Raw genomic sequence first — 22,556 nt, forward strand, 5'->3', positions numbered from 1 at the left:
ATGCCGCACGGAGACCTGACACCCGCCGGGCCGAGGGCCGCGGGCGCGGGCCCCGCAGAGACCGGAAGTGAGGCCGGAGCCAGGGACGCCGGGTCCGCCGGCCCCGTGCCCGAGGACCTGCTCTTCGCGCTCTCCGCCCGCACGCCCGCCGCCCTGCGGGAGAACGCCGCACGCCTGGCCCGCTGGCTGACCGACGCGGGCGCGGACACGCCGCTCGCCGACGTCGCGCACACCCTCGCCCTGCGCCGTGCCCATCTCACCGAGCGCGTGGTGCTCCGGGCCGGCGACCGGGCCACACTCGTCCGGCTGCTGCACGCCGTCGCCGACGGAAGGGAGACCGGACCGCGCTCCGTCCGCGGCAGCGTCCCGGACACCCGGCCCACGGAACCGGTGTTCGTCTTCTCCGGCCACGGCTCGCAGTGGGACGGCATGGGCGCCGGACTGCTCGCCGAGGAGCCGCTGTTCGCAGCGGTCGTCGAGGCGCTCGAACCCGTCGTACGGGAGGAGACCGGCGCCGGCCTGCGCACCCTGCTCACCGGCGGCGGTCTGGCCGGCGCCGGCATGGACCGGGTGCAGCCCGCGGTGTACGCCATGCACATAGGCCTCGCCGAGGTGTGGCGCGGACGCGGCATCCTGCCGGGGGCCGTGCTCGGCCATTCGATGGGGGAGATCGCCGCGGCCGTCGTCGCCGGCGCCCTCTCGCCCGAGGACGGGGCGCGTGTCGTCTGCCGCCGCTCCCGGCTGATGCAGCTGCGGCTCGGCGGGACGGGCGCGACGGCCCTGGTGGAACTGGACGCCGCGGAAGCACGCCGCCGCCTCGACGGCCGTGACGGCATCTCCGTGGCGGTGCACTCCTCGCCGCGCGCCTGCGTCGTGGCGGGACTGCCCGAGACCGTGGAGCGGTTCGTCGAGGAGTGCCGGGACGAGGGGCGGCTGGCGCGGCTCGTGCCGGGTGTGTCCATCGGCGCTCACAGTCCTCTGGTCGACCCGCTCCTCGGCGAACTGCGCGCGGCCCTCGCGGACATCGCGCCGGGTTCCCCGAACCTGCCGTACTACAGCACCACGCTGGACGATCCGCGCGAGCGCCCTCGGCTCGACGGTGCCTACTGGACGGCGAACCTGCGCCGCCCGGTCCGGCTGTCGGAAGCCGTGCGTGCCGCCGCGCAGGACGGCCGGCGGGTCTTCCTCGAGGTCTCGCCGCATCCGGTCGTCGCCCAGTCGGTCCTGGAGACCGTCCTGGACGCCGACGGCCTGCGGACCGACCGGAGCACCGTGCTCGGCACACTCGCCCGCGACACCCCGAGCCGCACCGCGCTGGCCGGCACTCTCGCGGCCCTGCACTGCGCGGGGGTCCCGCTGCCCCGCCCGTCGGTCCCCGCCGGACGCCACGCCGACCTGCCCACCTACGCCTGGCAGCACCAGCGCTTCCCTCGGCCACGTAGCACCCCTGTTGACGCCGCGCCGGCCCACCCGTTGCTCGGCCACCGTGTCACCCTCCCCGGCACCCCCGTCCGCCACGTCTGGCAGAGCCGCGTCGGCCTGGACCGGCTGCCCTGGCTCGGCGACCATCGCGTCCACGGCACACCGGTGCTCCCGGGCACCGCCCACGCCGAACTCGCCCTGGCCGCCGCCTGCGAGGCGTTCGGCACCGCACCGGCCGCCGTACACGTCCGCGACCTCTGCTTCGACCGGCTGCTGCCGCTGATCGAACCGGCCACCCTCACCACCACCCTGGAGGAGGAACCCGACGCGTCCGGCGGACGGATCACCGTCACCTCGGGCACAGGCGGTGCGGCGACGATCCTGGCCACGGCACACGTCGAGGTCGGCGAACCCGGCCCGCTGCCCGGACCCGCCGGCCACGGCACCTCCGGCGCGCGGCCCGCCCAGGCGGACCACCAGACGGGCGGCGTACGGCGCGACCCGCACGACCTCTACACCGCCCTGCGGGGCCTCGGCCAGGAGCACGGACCTGCCTTCGCCGCGGTCCGCGAACTGCGGGTGAGCGCAGAGACCGTCTCCAGCCGGGTCACCCGGCCCGCCGCGCTGCCGCCGGACGCCCGGTTCCGCTTCCACCCGGCCCTGCTCGACGCCTGTCTGCACGGGGTCGGCGCCCTGCTGCCCGCCGGGACGCACGGCACATACCTGCCCACGGCGGTGAAACGGCTGCGGTGGAGTGCGGCACCGGTCGGGGACCTCGTCTGCCGGGCAGGCCTGAACCGGGGGTCGCAAGACGGCGAACTGACCGCGGACGTCGAGGTCCGGGACGAGAACGGCACGCTGGTGGCTCAGCTGACGGGCATCCGGCTCAGCCCCGTCGGCGACCAGGCGCTCCCCGCGGACGTCACGCCGCTGCTGCACCGGGTGCGCTGGGAGGAGATGCCTGCGCCCGAACCGCCGCACGGCACCGGACAACGGGTGCTGTTGCTGGGCGCCGGTCCGGCAGACCCGAACTGCGCGGCGGTCGGAGCCGCTCTGTCGGCAGCCGGCGCGTCCTGCGAGTTCGTGGTCCGCGGCCGGCCCTGGGACGCCCGGCGGCGTGTGGACGGCGTGGTGCTGGCGGCCTGGGGCGGACAGGTCGAGCCGGCCGACGTCGCCGAGGCCGCCGAACGGCGGGTGCGGTGTGTCCTGCGGCTCGTCGCCGACCTGCTGCGTGCCCACGACGCCGCCGGCACACCCCCGCCCCCGCTGACGGTCCTCACCGTGCGCGCCCGGCGGGTGCGACGCGACGAGACGCCCGACCCGGTACAGGCCGCGCTGCGAGGACTGGTCCGTACCCTGCGCCAGGAGCGGCCCGAACTCACCGCCCGTCTCGTCGACATGGACGACGGCGAGGTGCCGCCGGCCGCCGAACTCCTCGCCGCCGACGGCCCCGACGAGGTGGCCTGGCGCTCGGGCCGCCGCCATGTCGCGCGGCTGGCCGCCGAGGCACCCGAGCCCCCCGAGCGCCCGCACGTGGTGGTGCGGCCGGGTGGCGGCTACCTCGTCAGCGGTGGTACGCGCGGGCTGGGCCTCGCCACCGCCCGCTGGCTCGCCGAACACGGGGCCGGGACCGTCGTCCTGGGTGGCCGCGGCCCGCTCGGTCCGGACGCGGCAGAGGACGTCGCGCGCATCCAGGCGCTGGGCACCCGGGTCGAGCTGGTCACCGGCGATGTGGCGCGACCCGGGACGGCGGAGCGCATGGTCGCGGCGGTGACCGCGACTGGGGCCCGGCTGCGCGGCGTCGTGCACACCGCCGCAGTCCTGGAGGACGCATTGGTCACCGAGGCCGAACCGGGGCGCCTGCACCGGGTGTGGGCACCGAAGGCGGGCGGCGCGTGGCGGTTGCACGAGGCCACCTCCGGCCTCGGACTGGACTGGTGGATCGGTTATTCCTCGTTCGCCTCCCTGGCGGGCTCGCCGGGGCAGGCCGAGTACGCGGCGGCCAACGCCTTCCTCGACTCGGTCGTGGCGCTGCGCCGGGCGGCCGGTCTGCCCGCGCTGGCGGTCAACTGGGGGCCGTGGGGCGACATCGGCGCGGTGCGCGGGCGGGCCGTCCCCGGGGTCGGGGCGATCGACGCCAGGGAAGGCTTCGCGGCGCTGGAGGCGTTGATCGCCCGGAACGCGGAGCACGGTGGGGTGGCGCGGCTGGTGCCGCGCGAGTTCGCCGCCGCCTATCCGCAGATCCGCGCCTCGTCCTTCTTCGCCACGCTGCTGGGCACCACGGAGGAGGCGGACGGCTTCGACCGGGCGGCGCTGGACGGTATGACGGCCGAGGCCCGCCGGGACGCGGTGCGCGCCAGGACACTGCTGAGCGTGGGCCGCGTCCTCGGCTTCGACGACCCTGGGCGGATCGCGGAACGTCCGCTGGTCCACCTCGGTCTGGACTCGCTGGCCGCCGTCCGGATCAAGAATGCGCTGCGGGACGACTTTGCCGTGGACATTCCGGTGGCCCGGTTGCTCCAGGGCGCGAGCGCGGCCGAACTGGCCGACCAGGTGACGCGGGCGCTGGGCGACGACGGTGCCGCGAGCGCCCGGCCGGCCGCGAGTGCCGTACGGGACGCGGCGCGCCGGGCGGCCGCCCGCACCGCCAGGACCGCCGCCCGGCCGCGGCGGCGGGAGACGAGGGAGAGGAACGCATGACCGGCGACGGACACACGGACACCGGTGCGGGCGAGGCGGTGGCGGTCGTCGGACTCGCCGGCCGGTTCCCCAAGGCGCGGGACACGGCCGAGTACTGGGCCAACCTGCACGCCGGACGGGACTGCCTGGAGGATCTGGACGCCGACGAGCTGCTGGCGGCGGGGGTGCCCAAGACCCTGCTGGAGCAACCCGGATACGTACGCCGGGCCGCGGTCCTCGACGGCTACCAGGAGTTCGACGCCGAGTTCTTCGGGCTGCCGCCCGGCACGGCGGCTGCGATGGACCCGCAGCACCGGCTGTTCCTCCAGAGCTGCTGGCACGCCCTGGAGGACGCCGGCTGCGACCCGGCACGCGAGGACGGCGCGGTCGGCGTGTTCGCGGCGCCCTCCTTCAGCGGTTACTTCGGCTACAACCTGCTCTCTCACCAGGACGTTCGGCAGTTCCTGGGCGGCGGCACCTCGACGGCGCTCATTCACGCGCTGACCCTGACCGACCCCAATTTCTTCGCCACCCGTGTCGCCCACGCCCTCAACCTGCGCGGACCGGCACTGACCGTGCAGACCGCCTGTTCGGGCTCGCTGGTGGCGGTGCATCTGGCCTGCCAGAGCCTGCTGTGCGGGGAGAGCGACATGGCGCTCGCCGGGGGGATGACCGTCAAGGTGCCGCACCGGGTGGGCTACTTGCACGAGCCCGACTCGATGATGTCCGCCGACGGGGTATGCCGGCCGTTCGACGCGGCAGCGAGCGGCACGGTGTTCGGCAGTGGTGGCGGCGTGGTGGCCCTCAAGCGGCTGTCCGACGCACTGGCCGACGGGGACAGGATCCGGGCGGTCGTCAAGGGCACCGCCGTCAACAACGACGGCGCGCTGAAGATGGGCTTCAGCGCACCGAGTGTCGAGATGCAGGCCGCCGTCGTCGCCGAGGCGCTGGCGGTCGCCGCCGTCGACCCGCACGACGTCGGCTACGTCGAAGCCCACGGCACCGGCACGGCCCTGGGCGACCCGGTCGAACTGGCCGCCCTGCGCCAGGCGCTGGACCCCGACGGTGACCGCACCGTGCCATGCCTGATCGGATCGGCCAAGGGGAACATCGGGCACCTGGAAGCGGCCTCCGGCATCGCCGGGCTGATCAAGACGGTCCTCGCGCTGGAGCACCACACGCTGCCGGGGACCGCCCACCACCACGCGCCCAACCCGGAGCTGCGGCTGGCGAACACGCCGTTCTCGATCGCCGCCGCGACCCGGGCCTGGACCGGTCCGCGCCCACTGCTGGCGGGCGTGAGCTCCCTCGGGGTAGGCGGTACCAACGCCCACGTGGTACTCGCCGAGGCACCGGCCCCCGTGCCACGGGAGGCACCCGCCGAACCGCCAGTCGCCGCACCGGTCTTGCTGGTGAGTGCCCGCACCGCGGAAGCCCTGAGCGAGAGCCGCCGCCGGCTGGCCGACGCCCTCGCCTCCGATCCCGGCGCCGACCTGGCCGATGTGGCCCGGACCCTCGCCGAGGGACGCAGGCCGTTCGGCTACCGTGCGGCCGTCACCGCACCCACCCCGGCGCGGGCCGCCGAGCTGCTGCGCGGCGACCGTACGCCCGCCCGGGTCCCCGATGCGCCGCTCACGCCGGTGCTGCTGCTGCCGGGCCAGGGGGCCCAGTACCCGGGCATGGGCGCCGGCCTGTACCGGCGGGGCGGGGTCTTCCGCCGTGCGGCCGACCACTGCGCCGAGCTGTTCGCGGCGGAACTCGGCCGTGACATCCGGGACGCGCTGTGGGGCGACGACGAGGCGGCGCTGCGCCGCACCGACACCGCGCAGCCGGCGCTCTTCACCGTCGAGTACGCGTTGGCACGCACGCTGGAGGAGTTCGGAATACGCCCCGCCGCGCTCGCCGGGCACAGCGTGGGCGAGTTCGCGGCGGCCTGCCTGGCCGGTGTCGTCGGACTTGCCGACGCCGTCCGGCTGGTGGCCGCCCGAGCGCGGCTCATGCGTACCGCCCCGCCGGGAGAGATGATCTCGGTACGGTTGCCCGAGCACCGGGTCCGCGAACACCTCGCCGGCACCGCGCTGCAGGTGGCCGCAGTCAACGAGCCCAGCGCGTGTGTCGTTGCCGGTCCGGTCAGCGCGACAGCGGAGTTCACCGCGCGGATGAAGGCAGCGGGTGTCGAGACCGCCACCCTGCGCACCGCTCACGCCTTCCACACGGCCGCACTGGAAGAAGCGGCGGAACGCTTCGCCGACATGGCCCGCGGTGTGCCACTGTCCGCGCCCGTCGTGCCGCTGGTGTCGAACGTCACCGGCACCTGGATGACCGACGCGGAGGCCGTCGACCCGGAGCGGTGGGCCCTGCAGATGCGCAGCCCCGTGCGGTGGTCGGACGGCATCGGCACGCTGCTGCAGGGGCCGGGCCGGGTACTGGTCGAGACAGGCCCCGGGCGCTCGCTCGGCTCCGCGGCGCGGCGGCACGGCTCCTGGTCCACACGGCATCGCGCGGTCAGCGCCATGCGGCGCGTCGAGGAGAGTGTGGACGACGGTGAGGCGCTAGGCCGCGCTCTGGGGACGCTGTGGGAAACCGGTGTGAACGTCGACTGGTCCGCCGCGCGGCACGGGCGGGAGCGCCTGGTCACGTTGCCCGGATACCCCTTCGGCCGGGTCCGGCACTGGACGGAGCCGGCGTACGCGGTGCGCTCGGTGGGGCCGGCGGACGCTGCGGGGCCGGAGGACGCCGTCGAGCCGGAGACGGCGGGCACTGCGCAGGGCGCACCGACCGGGCCGGCCGTGGTGCTGGCCGGTATCTGGGCGGAAGTCCTGGGCGTGGTGCCGATCGGCCCGCACGACGACTTCTTCGACCTGGGCGGCGACTCGGTCCTGGCGACCCGGGTCGCCGCGCGGGCGCGGGAAGCGGGACTGAGCTTTCGGCCCAAGGACGTCTTCGAGAACCCGACGGTGGCGCGGCTCGTGGCCCGGGTGATCGTGGGGCAGCCGGCGGGGGAGTAAGCCCGACCCGGCAAACAAGTTGAACAACGCTGTTCAGAATCAGCGCTCCTTGCCCTAGGGTGTAACACTGACAGCATTGTTCAACTTAAGGAGTGTGCGGTGAAGCCCGAGAGGCAGACCCACACCGACGTGGCGGGGGCGGTGCCCTCCGACACGACCGAGGCACAGCGGCACGGAAGTGGTCATCACGGCCCCGGTCACGGACACCACGGACATGGTCACCACGGGCATGGGCAGCACGAACCGGCGCCCGCGCACGGCCACGAGGAGCACGCGGCACAGGCCGGCCCGCCGGACCCGCGTCGGTGGCTGATCCTGGCGCTGCTGTGCATGGCGCAGTTCATGCTCATCGTGGACGTGACCGTGGTGAACGTGGCCCTGCCCACGATCGGCGACGAACTCTCCCTCGGACCGGGCACGCTGACCTGGATCGTCACCGCGTACACGCTCTTCTTCGGCAGCCTGCTGCTCCTCGGCGGGCGACTCGGCGATCTGCTCGGCCGTCGGCGGATGTTCCTCGCCGGCCTCGCGGTCTTCACCGTGGCCTCCCTGGTCTCCGGACTGGCCGAGAGCGGCGGTGTGCTGATCACCGCCCGCGCCGCGCAGGGCGTCGGTGCGGCCGTCATGTCCCCGGCTGCGATGGCCCTGATCATGACGATCTTCCAGGGTGCCGAGCGCAACCGTGCGCTCGGTGTCTGGGCTGCGATCGGCGGTACCGGTGCGGCCTTCGGAGTCCTGCTCGGTGGTGTCCTGGTCTCCGGACCCGGCTGGGAGTGGATCTTCTTCGTCAACGTGCCGATCGGTCTCGTCGTCCTCCTGGCGGTCCCCGCGCTGGTCAAGCAGCAGCCCGCAGACCACGGGCACGGTCACAGCGCGGCCCCCTCGGGCGTCGACCTGCCGGGCGCACTGACCATGACGGTGACGCCCGCACTCCTCATCTACGGCCTGGTGCAGGCGCGGGACCACGGTTTCGGCGCCCCGTCCGCCTGGATCCCGCTGCTGGCCGCCGCCGTCGGAGCCGTGCTCTTCGTCCTGGCCGAGCGGGCGGCGGCCGCGCCGCTCGTGCAGCTGTCCTTCCTCGCCCGGCGCTCGTTGGTGGGCGGCTGCCTGCTGATGCTGGCCGCCTCCGGCGTCCTCATCTCGGCCTTCTTCCTCTGCTCCTTCTACCTCCAGCACGTACTGGAGTTCAGCGCGCTGAAGACCGGCCTGATGTTCCTCCCGGTCGCCGTGGCCACGACCGCCGGGGCCCATCTGGGCGGCCAGGCTGTGAGCCGACTCGGCTGGCGTACCACGGCCGCCGGCGGCATGGCGGTCGCCGTGGCGGGGGCCCTGCTGCTGACGGGCCTGGAGCGCAGCGGTGACGCCTGGACCGAGGTGCTACCTGGCTTCCTGCTGCTCGCCTTCGGTCTGGGTATCGGCTTCGTTTGCGCCATCACGGGTGCCATGCACGGTGTGGAGCACCGGGACGCGGGCCTCGGCTCCGGGCTCGTCAACACCTGTCACGAACTGGGCGCCTCGCTGGGCATCGCCGTGGTCGCCGCGATCGCCGGGGCGAGCCTGGAGGGCGGTGCCGGCGGGTCGGTCGACGGCTTCGGCGGGGCGTTCGCCGCATGCGCGGCCATCTCCGCCGCGGCCGCCGTGGTCGGCTTGACACTGCTGCCGAAGGGTCGGCCCGATCCGTCGGCGGGGCCCGTTTTCGCTCACTGAAGACACCGCCCCACCCACCGACACGTCAACCGCGCCGGACCCGCCGAGGGGTCCGGCCACCCCTCCAGCTTGTGCCGCATCGGTGCCTGGAGGGGCGGTTGATACCTCAAGTATTCACATTTGGAAATCTTTCGAAAATCGCCTAAGGGATCTTGACCTTCCGGCCGTAGTGGCCGACAGTGGCCTCTGTTGCCTTTCAGTGAGAGTGCTAACGGGGGATGGAATGAAAGCTGAGTGTCAAGATGCGGACGGGGATTGTCGCACCATTCTGGTGGTCGATCCCGACCCGGCCTCCCGAGCGTTACTGAGCCGCTTTGCGGAGCGGGGCGGTGAGCCTGGCTCCCTTCTCTCCGCGGCCTCCGCCGCGGACATCCCGCTCGGCCGGGTGAACCGGCCGGTGACCTTGATCCTCTCGTCGGCCGCCGGGGTGGGTGATCTGTCCCTGCTGGGCCGGCTGATCGCCGACCCCGAGACCCGCGTGGTGCTAATACTGCGGTCCCTGATGCAGAACCAGCTGGACACTGCGCAGTGGGTGCTGGCCGATGCGGTGCTGCGCCTGGAGGACGTTCAGAGCGCCGCGCTGGACGAAGTGCTCCCCCCTCAGGGACGGGGTACGGTGGCGGTTTCACCCGAGGTCCTGCGGCGTGTCGTCCAGCTCGCCTCCGCCAAGGCTGAGGGCGAGGTGACGCGGCCCCGCCTCACCGAGCGTGAGACGGAGGCCCTTTGGGGGGCGGCCCAGGGGATGAGCAACCGCCAGATAGCCCGCGGGATGGGCATCACCGAGCACGGCGTGAAGCGTCACCTCGCCAATGTCATGAGCAAGCTGAACTGCCAGAGCCGGACCGCGGCCGTCGCTGTCGCGCTGCGCAGCGGTCTGCTGGAACTCGACGGCGTGGGCCGCGACGCCTCCTGACGGATCCCGCCGGTGTCCGAAGCCCCGGATGCCCGCCCATCGACGCGCATGTCATGCCGGCACACGAAATATGCAGGGGATTCTGAAAATGGCCAACGACACATCTTCCGTGCTGCACGGCGCAGAAATCCAGCTGCGTCTCCCGAGCGCTTCTCCAGCTCCTGAACTACCCCTCCTTTCGCCGCTCACTCAATCACCGGATCTCGGCGTGACGCGGCATGTTGTGGAGATATCGAAAAGTCTTTGGTCTGCGCTAAGGCAAACATCTCGTGAGCGATGTCTGAGCCCTGTCGCGGCCCTCGTCGCATCGGTCGCCGACGTGCTCCGCCTCTGGTCCAAGCAGCCCGGCTTCCGCCTCGATATGGCACTGTCCGGCGGCCCCACGGTTTCGCTGGCCTGCGACGCCGAGCCTGGCGACGCCTTCCTGGACCGCGCACGCCGGATCGAGGAGCAGCTGACGCAACCGCTCGCGGCGCGATCCGCACAGGCCACCGAGCCGAGCGAGTCCGACCCGGCCGCGCTCGCCTGCCGTGTGACGGACCACGGCCCCTCCCTGACCATCGTCTGGGAGCTGGCGCACGACCTGTTCCCCGCCGGACTGCCCGACGACCTCACCGCCGTCCACGCCACGCTCCTCGACCGCCTTGCGCGGGAGCCGGAGGCCTGGGTCGCTCCCCGCCGGCCGGCCTCGCTGCCCGCCTGGCAGATCGCCGAGCGCACCGACGCCAACGACACCGCGCAGGACATCCCTGCCGAAACACTGTGCGGCCTTGTGGAGGCCCAAGCCGCGAGAACTCCCGACGCGGTGGCGGCCCTGGCCGAGGAGGGCGGACTCACCTACCGCCAGGTCGTCACGAGCGCCCGCCGCCTGGCCCGCCGACTGGTCGCGCTGGGCGCCGGACCCGGGCAACTGGTCGGCGTCGTCGTCGACAAGGACCTCACCCAGGTGCCCTCCGTGCTCGGCGTCACCCTTTCCCGCGCCGCCTACCTGCCGATCGACCCGCAGTGGCCCGCCGCCCGCCGGGCGCAGCTGACGGAACAGGGCGGCGTGCGGATCGTGGTGACCACGCCACGGCTGCGTGAGGAACTGGAATGGCCCGCCGGCCTCCACCTCGTCACACTCGACGACCCCGAGGTACGCGTCGCCGACAGCGGTCCGCTGGAGACCGCGCCCACCCCCGACGACCTGGCGTACGTGATCTTCACCTCGGGCTCCACCGGTCAGCCCAAAGGCGTCGTCATCGACCACCGAGGCGCCGCCAACACCCTCCAGGACATCAACCGGCGCTTCGCCGTCGGGCCCGCCGACCGCGTGCTCGCCCTGTCCTCGCTCAGCTTCGACCTCTCCGTGTACGACGTCTTCGGTGCCCTCGCCGCGGGCGCGGCCGTGGTCCTGCCGTCCCCGCGCCGGGCGCACGACCCCGAGCACTGGTCGGAGCTGGTGGAGCGGCACGGCGTCACCGTCTGGAACTCCGTCCCCGCCCTCCTGCGCCTCTGGCTCGACGCCCCGACGCCGGCACCGGCCGCGGCTCCGCTGCGCCTCGTCCTGCTCAGCGGCGACTGGATTCCCGTCTCGCTGCCTGACGCGCTGCGTACCCCCTACCCCAACGCGCAGGTGATCAGCCTCGGCGGCGCCACTGAGGCGTCCATCTGGTCGGTGCACTACCCGATCGGTGAGGTCCCCGCCGAGTGGAACCGCATCCCCTACGGCAAGCCGCTGGCGAACCAGACGCTCCACGTCCTCGACCACGCGCTCGATCCGTGCCCGGTGTGGACGACCGGCGAGATCTACATCGGCGGCATCGGCGTGGCCAAGGGCTACTGGGCCGACCCGGTCAGGACCGGCGAGCGGTTCATCGTCCACCCGCGCACCGGCGAGCGGCTGTACCGCACGGGTGACCTCGGCCGCTACCTGCCCGGCGGTGACATCGAGTTCCTGGGGCGGGAGGACACCCAGGTCAAGGTCAACGGCTACCGCATCGAACTCGACGAGATCGCCGCCGCACTGCGCCGCCGGTCCGGAGTGCGCGAAGCCCTCGTCACCGTCGACACCAACCCCGCCACGAACCGCGGGCAGCTGGTCGCCTACCTGGTCCCCGAGGACGCCCCGGACACGGCCTGCGGCCCCCTGGACAGTGCCTCCAGCTGGCCCGTCGTGCTCGACGCGGCGAGCAGTGAACTGCGCCGCGCGACCGCCGAACTCGCACCCGCCACGGAGACGTTCCGGGGACTGTGGCACCGGCTGGAAGCCCTCGCCCCCACCGTCATGGCCCGCGGCCTGGCCCGGCTCGGCGCGTTCACCACGCCCGGAGAGACCGCCACCGCGGACACGATCGTCGACCGTGGTGGTGTCCGCCCCCTGTACCTCGGGCTGATCGGCCAGTGGATGGCCGTCCTCGCACGGCGGGGCACGCTCACCGCGACCGGGCGGCCCGGCGAGTACCGCGCGGACCGGCCCCTCGACGCCGACGCCCTCGACCGGGACATCGACGCCGTTCTCGGATCGCTGACCGCGACCGGCGCTGACCGGGTGCTCCTCGACTACTTCACCGCGAGCATCGAGCACCAGCTCGCACTGCTCCAGGGCCGGGTGCGCCCGCTCCAGCTGCTGCTGCCCGGCGGTGAATGGCATGTGACCGAGGCGCTGTATGCGGCCAACCCCGCCGCCCGGCTGCAGAACCGGATCGCCGCCCAGGCCGTCCGCTCCTTCGTCGAGCGCTTCCCGGCCGACCGCGAGGTACGCGTCCTGGAACTCGGCGCGGGCACCGGCGCCACTGCGGACCAGGTGCTCCCCGCTTTGCCGGCCGAGCGGGTCGCCTACCACTTCACCGACCTGTCGACGGCCTTCACCGAGCAGGCCAGGAAGCGCTACGAGAGCCGCCACCCGTTCGTGCGCTACAGCCTGCTCGACATCGACGAGGACCCGGCCGGTCAGGGCTTCCCCCCCGGCTGCGCCGACGTCGTCGTCGCAGCCAACGTCCTGCACGATGCCAAGGACCTGACCAGGACCCTGCAACACGTACGCGGGCTGCTCGCGCCCGGCGGACTCCTGGTCATGATCGAAGGCACCGTCAACTCTCCGCTGAACATGATCAGCTTCGCCTTCCTGGAGGGCTTCGGAAACTATCAGGACCAGCGGGAGGCGCCTCTGCTGTCGGTGCCCGAGTGGCGCGAGCAGCTGACGGCGGCGGGATTCCCGCAGTTCGCCTCGGTGCCCGAGGGGGAGCCGGCCATGGACGCGCTCGTCCAGCACGTCCTGATCGCGGGCGCTCCGTCCGGCCAGACGGTCCTGGACACCACGGTGCTGCACAAGGAGCTGGGTGATCTGCTGCCCGACTACATGGTCCCGCACCACTACCTCGTCCTCGACGAGCTGCCGCTGAGCGCCAACGGCAAGGTGGACCGCTCCGCCCTGCCCTCGCCGTGGCGCGAGCTCACTCCGAAGGAGGTGACGCTGCCGCAGAGCGAGCTGGAACAGCGCCTGCTGGCCATATGGTCCGACGCGCTGGGCCGCGACGACTTCGGAATCGAGGACAACTTCTTCGACCTCGGCGGCGACTCCCTCCACGCGGTCCGCATGGTCGGCAGATTTCGCACCGAACTGGGCATCGAACAGACCGACGACGAGACGATCGAGCTGCTGTTCGCCGCGCCTACCGTCAGGGAACTGGCGGCCGCCCTGGCCGGGGCCACGGAGGCGCGGGGATGACAGTCGAGGCCCACACCCCCTTCCCCCTGACGCCTCTTCAGGAGGCCTATCTCGTCGGCACCTCGGAGATGGTCGAGCTGGGCGGCTTCCTGCCCGGCTACTACGTCGAGCTCGACCTGGTCGACGTGGACCTCGGGCGAGCCGAGCGAGCCGTGGAGGAGCTGCTGCGCCGCCATGACCACCTGCGGGTCGTGATCGAGGAGTCCGGCACCCAGCGCGTCCTCGACCCGGCCGAGGTCCTGCCGTACCGACTGCCGGTGACGGATCTGACGGGCCTCGACGGCGCGTCGCGCGAGAAGGCGCTGCTCGCCACCCGTACCCGGATGTGCGAGCAGGGCGTCGACCCCCTGAGCTGGCCGCTCTTCGAGATCGTCGTGCACCGCGTACGGCCCCGTCGGGTCCGCGTCCACCTCGCGATAAGCCTGCTCCTGCTGGACGGGCGCGGCATTCGCCAGGTCATGGACGAATGGCGGATGTACTACGCCGACCCGGCGGCCGAGCCGCCACGGCCCACGCTCACCTACCGCGAGAGCCTGCTGAAGCTGCTCGCGCACGAGAACACCCCCGACTACGCGCGGCAGTGGCGGTACTGGCAGGACCGGATCGACACGCTCCCGGACGCGCCCCGTCTGCCGCTGGCCGTGCAGCCCTCGGCGATCAGGACGGTGCGGTTCACACGGCGCAGGCACCGGCTGACCCGCGCCCAGTGGCAGCGGCTGTGCGGCGCGTTCCGCACCCACAGGGTCCTGCCGACGACCGCCCTGCTCCACGTCTTCGCGGAGGTGCTGGGTGCCTGGGCCGACAGCCCGCGGTTCTGCCTGAACCTGCTGCACCAGAACTGGGCGGCGTCCCGTCCCGAGATGGCGGCCGTCATGGGCCAGTTCGGTGCCACCCTTCCCCTGGAGGTCGACCTGGGCGGTCCGGACGACTTCTGGGCCCGCGCCCGGACGCTCCAGAAGCAAGTGATGCTGGACCTGCGGCACGCCGACGTGGCGGGTGTCCGCATCACCCGCGAATTGGCCGCGCGGCGCGGCTGGACCTCGCGCGCCGCGCTGCCGTACGTCTTCACCAGCATGCTGAAACCGGCCGCCGCAGGCGCACAGACGTCCGAGGTGGCCGGGAACACGCGGCCGGTCTGCCGGGAGGTCACCAGTGATCTGCGCACCCCGCAGGTCCTGATCGACAACCAGCTCCACGACGGCCCGGACGGTGGCGTCGACTGCGTGTGGGACGTCGTCGACGAGGCGTTCCCGCCCGGCCTGCCGGACCTCATGTTCGAGGCGTACGGCAGGATGCTGGACACCCTTGCCGGGTATCACGGCGCACAGGCGGCACCGGATCCTGTGCCGCCCGCACACCGCGCGGTGGTCGCACGGCTGAACACACCGGCCGGTCCGCCACCGGCCGGGCGCCTGGAGGACGGTTTCCTCGCGCGGGCGGCCCGCCATCCCGACGCCACCGCCGTCGTGAGCGCCCGGCGCACCCTTACCTACGGCGAGTTGGAAGCCCGCTCCCGGGCGGTCGCCGCGTGGCTGGCCGACCGATGCGTGGGCCGGGGCGACGTCGTGCCGGTTGTCATGGCCAAGGGCTGGGAACAGATCGTCGCCGTGCTGGGCGTGCTGCGGGCCGGCGCGGCGTACTGCCCCGTCGACGTCTCCCTGCCCGCCGAGCGGATCGGCCACCTCCTCGACGCCTGCTCCGCGCCCGTCGCCCTCGTGCAGTCCCACAGCGCGCCCGGCAGCGGCGCGCTCGGTGCCCGGCCGCTGCTGTGCGTGGACGAGACGCAGCCGTCGGAAGCGGTGCTCCCCGCCCCGGCGGGCGATTCCAGCGACCTCGCCTACATCATCTACACGTCCGGTTCCACCGGACAGCCCAAGGGCGTCATGATCGAGCACCGGGCGGCGGTCAACACGATCACCGACATCAACGAACGGGTCGGCCTCGCCCCGCACGACCGGGTCTTCGGCATATCCTCGCTGAGCTTCGACCTGTCGGTGTGGGACGTCTTCGGAGCGCTCGCCGCCGGTGCCGCCCTCGTGCTTCCCGCGGCCACCACCCGGCCGGATCCGGTGGGCTGGGCCGAGGCGGCCGCTGCCCACGGGGCGACGGTGTGGAACTCGGTGCCCGCTCTGGCTCAGATGCTCGCCGAGGTCGTCGGGCAGCGGCCGGCGGGCGGCACACCGCCCGTGCGGGCCTTCCTGATGAGTGGTGACTGGATTCCCCTGACCTTGCCGGACAGGCTGCGCGAGCACTGGCCGGGCGCCCGGCTCATCGCGATGGGCGGCGCGACCGAGGCGTCCATCTGGTCCAACATCCATGAGATCGGCCAGGTGGACCCCGGCTGGCAGAGCATCCCGTACGGGGTTCCGCTGCGGAACCAGACCATGCGGGTACTCGACCATCGACTGGATCTGCGCCCGCCGTGGGCGGTCGGCCGTATCCACATCGGCGGGGCCGGACTCAGCAGCGGCTACTGGCGAGACGAGCAGCGCACCGCCGAGCGGTTCTTCCGGCATCCCCGCACCGGGGAGCGCCTGTACTGGACGGGCGATCTCGGCTGTTACCGGCCCGACGGCACCATCGAGTTCCTCGGCCGCGAGGACCGCCAGCTCAAGATCCAGGGCTTCCGGGTGGAACCCGGCGAGGTCGAGGCGGCCGCGCAAGAGCATCCCGCCGTACGGGAGTGCGTGGTCGACGGCGTCACCACGGCCGGTGGGCAGCGGCTGGTCGCCCTCGTCGTCCCGCACCCCGGCCGGACGCTCGACAACCGGGCACTGCTCGCACACCTGCGCTCCCGGCTGCCGCACTATCTGGTCCCTGGACGGGTCCATGTGCTGGACCGCTTGCCGCTGACCCCCAACGGCAAGGTGGACGTGGCGGGCGCGCTGGCGGCGGTGGCCACGCCGCCGCCGGAACACGCCGCCCCGGCCGGCGAGGCGGGCGGCGAAGGACTGTCCCGGCGGCTCGGCGCGCTGTGGGCCGAAGTCCTGGACGTCCCGGAGGTCGGGCCGGACAGCGACTTCTTCGCGCTCGGCGGCAACTCCCTGCTCGCACTCCGGCTGATCAACCGCATCCGCACCGACCTCGGCGTGGAACTGCCGTTCGGACAGGTTTTCGAGGCGCCGACCGTACGGGCGCTTGCCGCCCGCATCGAGGAGCACGAAGGGGGCGCCGGCTCCCGTGTCACGCTATCGGGCGGGGACACCGGCGCCGCCGGCGGTGGCCGAGAGCTGTTCCTCTTCCACCCGGTGGGTGGCTCCGTGACCAGCTACACGGCCCTCGCCCGTGCGTGGTCCGGTCCGGTCCACGCCTTCCAGAGCCGGGCCCTGGCCGAGGGCACGACCACGGCCCTCGACGTGGACCTGGAGACAATGGCGAAGGGCTACCGTGAGGAACTCCAGCGGGTTCGGCCCGAAGGCCCTTATCTGCTGGGTGGCTGGTCGATGGGCGGCATCCTCGCCTACGAGGTCGCGGGACAGCTGGCCGCACAGGGACACGACGTCCGCATCTTCATGATCGACAGTGACCTCGCAGAGGTCCGGTCCCCGGCCACCGAAGCCGCCCGGCACCTCGAGTTCCTCGGCGACCTCGCCGGAGGGCGGCTTCCCGACAAGGTGCGCACCGCCCTGCTCAAGGCCGGCACCGACACTCTCATGGCGACCGGCGCGCGTGTCGCCGCCGACCACGGATGGCTGCCCGACGAGGCGGAAGTGCGCCAGTACGAGCTGCTGATGCGGACCCACGCCCATAACCTGGCGGTCCTCAGTGCCTACCGGCCGCGGAAGTCCGACGTGCCGGCCCTCCTCCTCGTGGCGGGCGAGGCCGACCGCCCCGACCCGGTCGGACCGTGGCGCCGGATGTGCTCCCGCCTCGACGCGGAGATATGGCCGTGCGACCACTACTCGATCGTCGATGCCGACCGGCTCCTGGCCGTCGCCGAGCGGGTCACCGCCTGGCTCGACCATTCACCCACCCCCCGGAAGGGATGACTTGGCCATGGCGAACTGGACGAAGGACGACGTACGGCACGCGGTGGCCGGGGTGCTCGGCGTGGATCCCGGCACGATCTCCGACACGGAGAACCTGATCGGCCAGGGGATGGACTCCATCCGGATGATGAAGCTGGCGGGCGGCTGGCGGCGCGCCGGCGCGGCCGTCACCTTCCGCCTGCTGGCGGAGAACCCGACCGTGGAGCAGTGGCACACGGCGCTGACGGCCGGTGCACCCTCCTCGCCGACGCCGCAGGAGGAGACGACGGCCGGCACGGTTCCCGGACCGCGACCCGTCGACGCGGAGGCCGCCTTCGACCTCACCCCCGTGCAGCGGGCGTACTGGATCGGACGCCGTGAAGGTATGCCCCTCGGCGGTGTCGGCTGCCACGCCTATCTGGAGCTGGACGGCAGCGATATCCGCCCCGAGCGGCTGGAGACCGCGGTACAGCGGGTCCTGGCCCGCCATCCCATGCTTCGGGCGAGGTTCCTGGACGACGGACGGCAGCAGATCCTCACCGAGAGCCCATGGCCGGGCCTCGTCGTCCACGACCTCACCGCCACCGAGCCCGAGAAGACCGAACGTGGCCTCGACGAGCTGCGCGCCCGCCTGTCCCACCGCGTGCTCGACGTCGCTGCCGGCGAGGTGTTCGACGTACAGCTGACCCTGCTGCCAGGCGGCGCCACCCGCGTCCACGTCAACATCGATCTGCTGGTCGCCGACGTGGCCAGCATCGAGCGGGTGCTCGCCGACCTGGCGGCGGCCTACCGGGACCCGGAGGGACTCCCGTCCCCGCCGCCGTACGCGTTCCCGCAGTACCTGGCGGACTACCGAGCCTGGTGCGGTTCGCCGGGCGACCCCGCCGCCCCGCTCGCGGTGGCCCGGGACTACTGGCGCGCCCGGCTTCCCGAACTCCCTGCCGAGGGGCCGGCGTTGCCGTTGGCCAAGCGGCCACAGGAGGTCGTCCGGCCCAGGTTCTCGCGGCGCAGCTTCCTGCTCGATGCCGACGCCTGGCAGCGCCTCACCGGCCGGGCACGCGCCCACGGACTGACCGCCGCGTCCGTCCTCGCCGCCGCTTACGCCGAGGTGCTGGGTGCATGGAGCGAGAACCGCCACTTCCTGCTCAACATCCCTCTGTTCGACCGGCAGCCGCTGCATCCGGCGGTCGACGATCTGGTCGCCGACTTCACCAGCCTTGTGCTCCTGAGCGTCGACGTACGCCGACCCGCCCCGTTCGTCGAGCGCGTGCGAGACCTGCAGGGGCAACTCCAGCGGAACGTCTCCCACGGGCAGTACTCCGCCCTGAGCGTTCTGCAGGACCTGCGCCGGGCCCGGCGTGGCAAGCCCGTCTCCGCGCCCGTGGTGTTCGCGTGCAACCTCGGCTCCGCGTTCGTCCGCCCGGACGTCCAGACCGAGCTGGGTGCCTGGAGCTGGATGCTGTCCCAGACCCCGCAGGTCATGCTCGACCACCAGGTCTACGAGATCGACGGCGCGCTGCTGCTGGCCTGGGACGCCGTCGACGAACTGTTCCCGGAAGGGCTGATGGACGACATGGTGCGCTCCTACGAGGCGCTGTTGAACCGGTTGGCGGAACCGGACGCCGACTGGGCCGCGCCGGCGGCGGTCGCGTCGCCGGCACCGGCGGGGGAGCCGGGGCCCATGCGTACGACGGGGAGCGTGTCATGAGAGGACCCGTCTCCGCCGACACCCGCTGGCTGCGCCGCTTCCGCGCGGCGGAGCACGCCCCGGTCCGCCTGGTGTGCTTCCCGCACGCCGGTGGATCGGCGGGGTTCTACTTCCCGTTCGCCCAGGCGCTCACGCCAGACGCGGAAGTGATCGCGGTGCAGTACCCGGGTCGTCAGGACCGGCTCAACGAGCCGGGCGTCGATGACATCGGCCGCTTGGCCGACGGCGTCCTGGGAGCCCTGCTGCCGTCACTGGACGAACGGCCGCTCGCGCTGTTCGGCCACAGCATGGGCGCGGTGGTGGCCTACGAGGCGGCCCGCCGCCTCGAACACGAGTTCCGTGCCGCGCCCGCACTTCTGTTCGCGTCGGGCCGCCGAGCCCCCTGCCGCCACCGCGACGAGTACACCCACCTGAAGAACGACGCAGGCCTGATGGCCGAACTACGGGAGCTGGGCGGCACGAACGCGGATCTCCTCGCGGAGGAGGGCCTGCTGCGGATGTTCCTGCCGGCCGTCCGCGTCGACTACCGGGCGATCGAGACGTACCGGCACCGGTCCGGACCCGAGCCGAGCTGCCCGATCGCCGTGCTGACCGGCGCGGAGGACCCCAAGGTCACCCTCGACGAGGCGGCCGACTGGCGCCATCACACCACTGGCGAGTGCACCCTGGACGTCTTCCCCGGCCGGCACTTCTTCCTGACCGACGCGGCCGAGGACGTCGTCCGGCTGGTCACGGGCCGACTGCGGCGCCTTGCGCCCGGAGCCGTACGGTAGTGGCGTGTACGCGTTCCTGAACACTCCCCGCTGGTGGGCGATCAACCTCTTAGCCGTACTCGCGGTGCCCGTCTGCCTCTTCATGGGCGGCTGGCAACTCGACCGCTTCGGGGCGAGTGTCGCCTCCCACCGCGAGGCGGAGCGCAGGGAGGCCTCCGCCGACCGGCAGCCCGCCGCGCCCCTGGCCGCGGCGCTGCCGGTAACCCGGGAGAGCGTGGGCCGCCCCACCACCGCCACCGGTCACTACGACCGGAACGCCCAGTTCCTGATCCCGGACCGGTGGCTGGACGGGCGGCGCGGTTTCTACGTGCTGACCCTGCTGCGCACCGGGAACGGCGCGGCCCTGCCCGTCGTACGCGGCTGGCTTCCCGGCGACGCCCGCCCCGCGGCGGCACCCGCGCCGCCGCCCGGCCGCGTCACCGTCACCGGCGTCCTCCAGGCTTCCGAGGACGTCCGCACCAGGGGCGTCGACGCGGACGGCGGTCTCCCCACCGGCCGGCTCGGCCTCATCAACGCCGCCTCGCTGGTGAACCTCGTCCCCTACCCCGTGCACGACGCCTGGATCACCCTCCCGGATCCGCCCGGTGCCCTGCGCGCCGTACCCCCGGCCGCCGCCCCCGGCACCGGCCTGGACCTCAAGGCGTTCCAGAACCTCGGCTACACCGGCGAGTGGTTCGTCTTCGCGGGCTTCGTCGTCTTCATGTGGTTCCGGCTCTTCCGCGGCGAGGTGGAACAGGCCCGAGCCGCCACGTCGCCCGGGACCGCCGTCTCCGCCACCGCGCCCGCAACCACCGTCTCCGGCACCGCCGAGCCCGGAACTCCCGCACAGCCTCCCGTCACCGCACAGGAACCCGTCTCCGGACAGGCGCCGTTCCCCGCCCTCGCCCCACCCCGGCGGAGCGACATGGCCGCTGACGCCCGCAAGGACCGGACCCTCAAGATCACCGGAGCCCTCCTCGGCACCGCCCTGTTCGCCCTCATCACCTACGCGGGCACCACCTACGTCACCGGCCGGCAGGCCGCCGACGGCACACTCATCGCCTTCGAGACGCTCTCCGACCGGACGGTCCAGGCCCGCCTGGAAGTCCGCAAGTCCCGCGAAACGGTCGCCGTCTGCACTGTCCGCACCCTCTCGGCTCGTGGTGCCGAGGTAGGCCGCCGTGACATCCGCTTCACGGAGCCCCGCGACCACGTGAACACGTTCGTGACCGTCCGGACGACGCAGCGCGCGGTGGGCCTGGAACTGGTGGGCTGCCGGAGCGCGACCGGGCCCTGACCGGCCCGGGGGAGAGGGGAGAGGTGAGCGGCGGTGAACCCGGACTCCGCGGTGCGCCGGCTACAGCCAGTCACGCCTCTTGAAGATCAGGTACAGGCTCGTGCACACGACCGCCATCAGCAGGACGGCGAAGGGGTAGCCGAACGCCCAGTGCAGCTCCGGCATGTGGTCGAAGTTCATGCCGTAGATCGTGCCGACCAGCGTCGGGGCGAAGAGGATCGCCGCCCAGGACGAGATCTTCTTGATCTCCTCGTTCTGCTCGAAGCCCGCCTCCGCCAGCGCCCGCATCTCCGCGTTCTGCTGCTGGGTGACCAGGGTGGCGTTGACGGTGAGGATCTCGGTGAGGGCCTGGCGGAAGCCGTCGACGCGTTCGCTGATGTGGGTGACGTGGTCGGCGACGTCGCGCAGGTAGCGCTGGAGTTCCTCGTCGGTGCCGTACTTGGAGAAGCCCGCCATGAGACCGTGCAGCATGCCCACCAGGGGGCGGGTGGCGCGCTGGAACTCGACCATCTCGCGGGACAGTTCGTAGATGCGGCGGGACACCTCGGGATCGCCGCGGAAGACCTCCGTCTCGATCTCGTCGATGTCGTTCTGCACGCCGGCGACGACCGGGGCGTACCCGTCGACCACGGCGTCCAGGATGGCGTAGAGCACCGCCTCGGGGCCCAGCTTCAGCAGCTCCGGGGTCTCCTCCATGCGGCGGCGCACCGCGGACAGGTCGGGGGCGGCGCCGTGGCGGACGGTGATGACGAAGTCGGGGCCCACGAAGACGTGCAGCTCGGCGAAGTCGACCTCCTCGGGCGCGTCCAGGTAGCGGGCCGCCCGCAGGACGACGAACAGCGTGTCGCCGTACCGTTCCAGCTTGGGGCGCTGGTGGGCCTCCATCGCGTCCTCGACGGCGAGCGGGTGGAGGCCGAACTCCTCGGCCAGGGAATGCAGTTCGCGTGCGGTGGGGCGGGCCAGGCCGATCCAGGCCATGCCGGAGGGCTGGGCGCGCAGGGCGCGGTAGGTCTCGGCGAGGGAGGCGGGGGAGGAGACGCGGACGCCGTCCTGGTAGAGGGCCGACTGCACGATGCCCACGGGCTCGGCGGGCGGCCGGCGGACCGCGGGCTCGCGCGCGGGTGCGGGCCCCGGCCGCGGCGGGGACGGGGGCGTGGCGCGGCGCCACACCGGTCGTCGCGGGCTGCGTCCGTTCCCGGAGTCCTTCGCGGCGATGAGGGGCACCTCCCTGGTGGCCGATGGCAGCCGGCGGCCGATCGCTGGTGGCCGGTGGCCGGTTCCGGTGGTCGAGAGTCGGTCGGTCAGTAGGATATACGGGGCAAAACGCGCCTGTCGGGGCGGGTCCGGCGCGGTCTCGGTGCGGCCCCCGCCCGCCGCCAGGACCGCGCAAGTA

At 72.9% G+C, this 22,556-nt stretch carries 10 protein-coding genes and 1 pseudogene; 10 read left to right on the forward strand and 1 reads right to left on the reverse strand.

Features of this window, described 5'->3' with window-relative positions; all coding sequences use genetic code 11:
• The 10 genes and pseudogenes from G7Z13_RS28050 (at position 1) to G7Z13_RS33845 (ending at position 21,163) form a co-directional block, all read left to right on the forward strand.
• Entirely contained in the window at positions 1 to 4,122 is a 4,122-nt protein-coding gene (locus G7Z13_RS28050) for a type I polyketide synthase (RefSeq protein WP_166003001.1), read from the forward strand.
• On the forward strand, positions 4,119 to 7,109 hold the full coding sequence (locus G7Z13_RS28055) for a type I polyketide synthase (RefSeq protein WP_166003002.1): 2,991 nt from the start codon (positions 4,119 to 4,121) through the stop codon (positions 7,107 to 7,109). The genes G7Z13_RS28050 and G7Z13_RS28055 overlap by 4 nt, the downstream gene beginning before the upstream one ends.
• Positions 7,110 to 7,208: 99 nt before the next feature.
• A complete protein-coding gene (locus G7Z13_RS28060; protein ID WP_277347420.1) occupies positions 7,209 to 8,816 on the forward strand; it encodes an MFS transporter in 1,608 nt (535 codons plus the stop codon).
• Between the two features lie 271 nt (positions 8,817 to 9,087).
• Positions 9,088 to 9,729, forward strand: coding sequence for a LuxR C-terminal-related transcriptional regulator (locus tag G7Z13_RS28065; protein ID WP_166003003.1), 642 nt, complete (start codon positions 9,088 to 9,090; stop codon positions 9,727 to 9,729).
• 319 nt (positions 9,730 to 10,048) lie between these two features.
• On the forward strand, positions 10,049 to 13,438 hold the full coding sequence (locus G7Z13_RS28070) for an amino acid adenylation domain-containing protein (protein WP_166003004.1): 3,390 nt from the start codon (positions 10,049 to 10,051) through the stop codon (positions 13,436 to 13,438).
• Positions 13,435 to 17,427, forward strand: a complete 3,993-nt coding sequence (locus G7Z13_RS28075; RefSeq protein WP_166003005.1) for a non-ribosomal peptide synthetase — start codon at positions 13,435 to 13,437, stop codon at positions 17,425 to 17,427. Before G7Z13_RS28070 ends, G7Z13_RS28075 begins: the two co-directional genes overlap by 4 nt.
• A 7-nt stretch (positions 17,428 to 17,434) precedes the next feature.
• Complete coding sequence (locus tag G7Z13_RS28080) at positions 17,435 to 19,114, forward strand: condensation domain-containing protein (RefSeq protein WP_166003006.1); 1,680 nt, start codon at positions 17,435 to 17,437, stop codon at positions 19,112 to 19,114.
• Positions 19,111 to 19,887 (forward strand): alpha/beta fold hydrolase, encoded by a 777-nt coding sequence (locus tag G7Z13_RS28085; protein ID WP_166003007.1) that lies wholly within the window; start codon positions 19,111 to 19,113, stop codon positions 19,885 to 19,887. Before G7Z13_RS28080 ends, G7Z13_RS28085 begins: the two co-directional genes overlap by 4 nt.
• A 4-nt stretch (positions 19,888 to 19,891) precedes the next feature.
• Positions 19,892 to 20,629, forward strand: a pseudogene (locus tag G7Z13_RS33840) (SURF1 family protein); the annotation flags it as partial.
• Between the two features lie 162 nt (positions 20,630 to 20,791).
• On the forward strand, positions 20,792 to 21,163 hold the full coding sequence (locus tag G7Z13_RS33845) for a DUF4307 domain-containing protein (RefSeq protein ID WP_240926540.1): 372 nt from the start codon (positions 20,792 to 20,794) through the stop codon (positions 21,161 to 21,163).
• Positions 21,164 to 21,223: 60 nt separating this feature from the next.
• Here G7Z13_RS33845 and G7Z13_RS28095 read toward each other — a convergent pair whose 3' ends face one another.
• Positions 21,224 to 22,387: a magnesium and cobalt transport protein CorA gene (locus G7Z13_RS28095; protein WP_240926367.1), complete on the reverse strand. Its 1,164-nt coding sequence runs from the start codon at positions 22,385 to 22,387 to the stop codon at positions 21,224 to 21,226.
• Between the last annotated feature and the right edge of the window lie 169 nt (positions 22,388 to 22,556).

Source organism: Streptomyces sp. JB150 (assembly GCF_011193355.1).
Classification (GTDB): domain Bacteria; phylum Actinomycetota; class Actinomycetes; order Streptomycetales; family Streptomycetaceae; genus Streptomyces.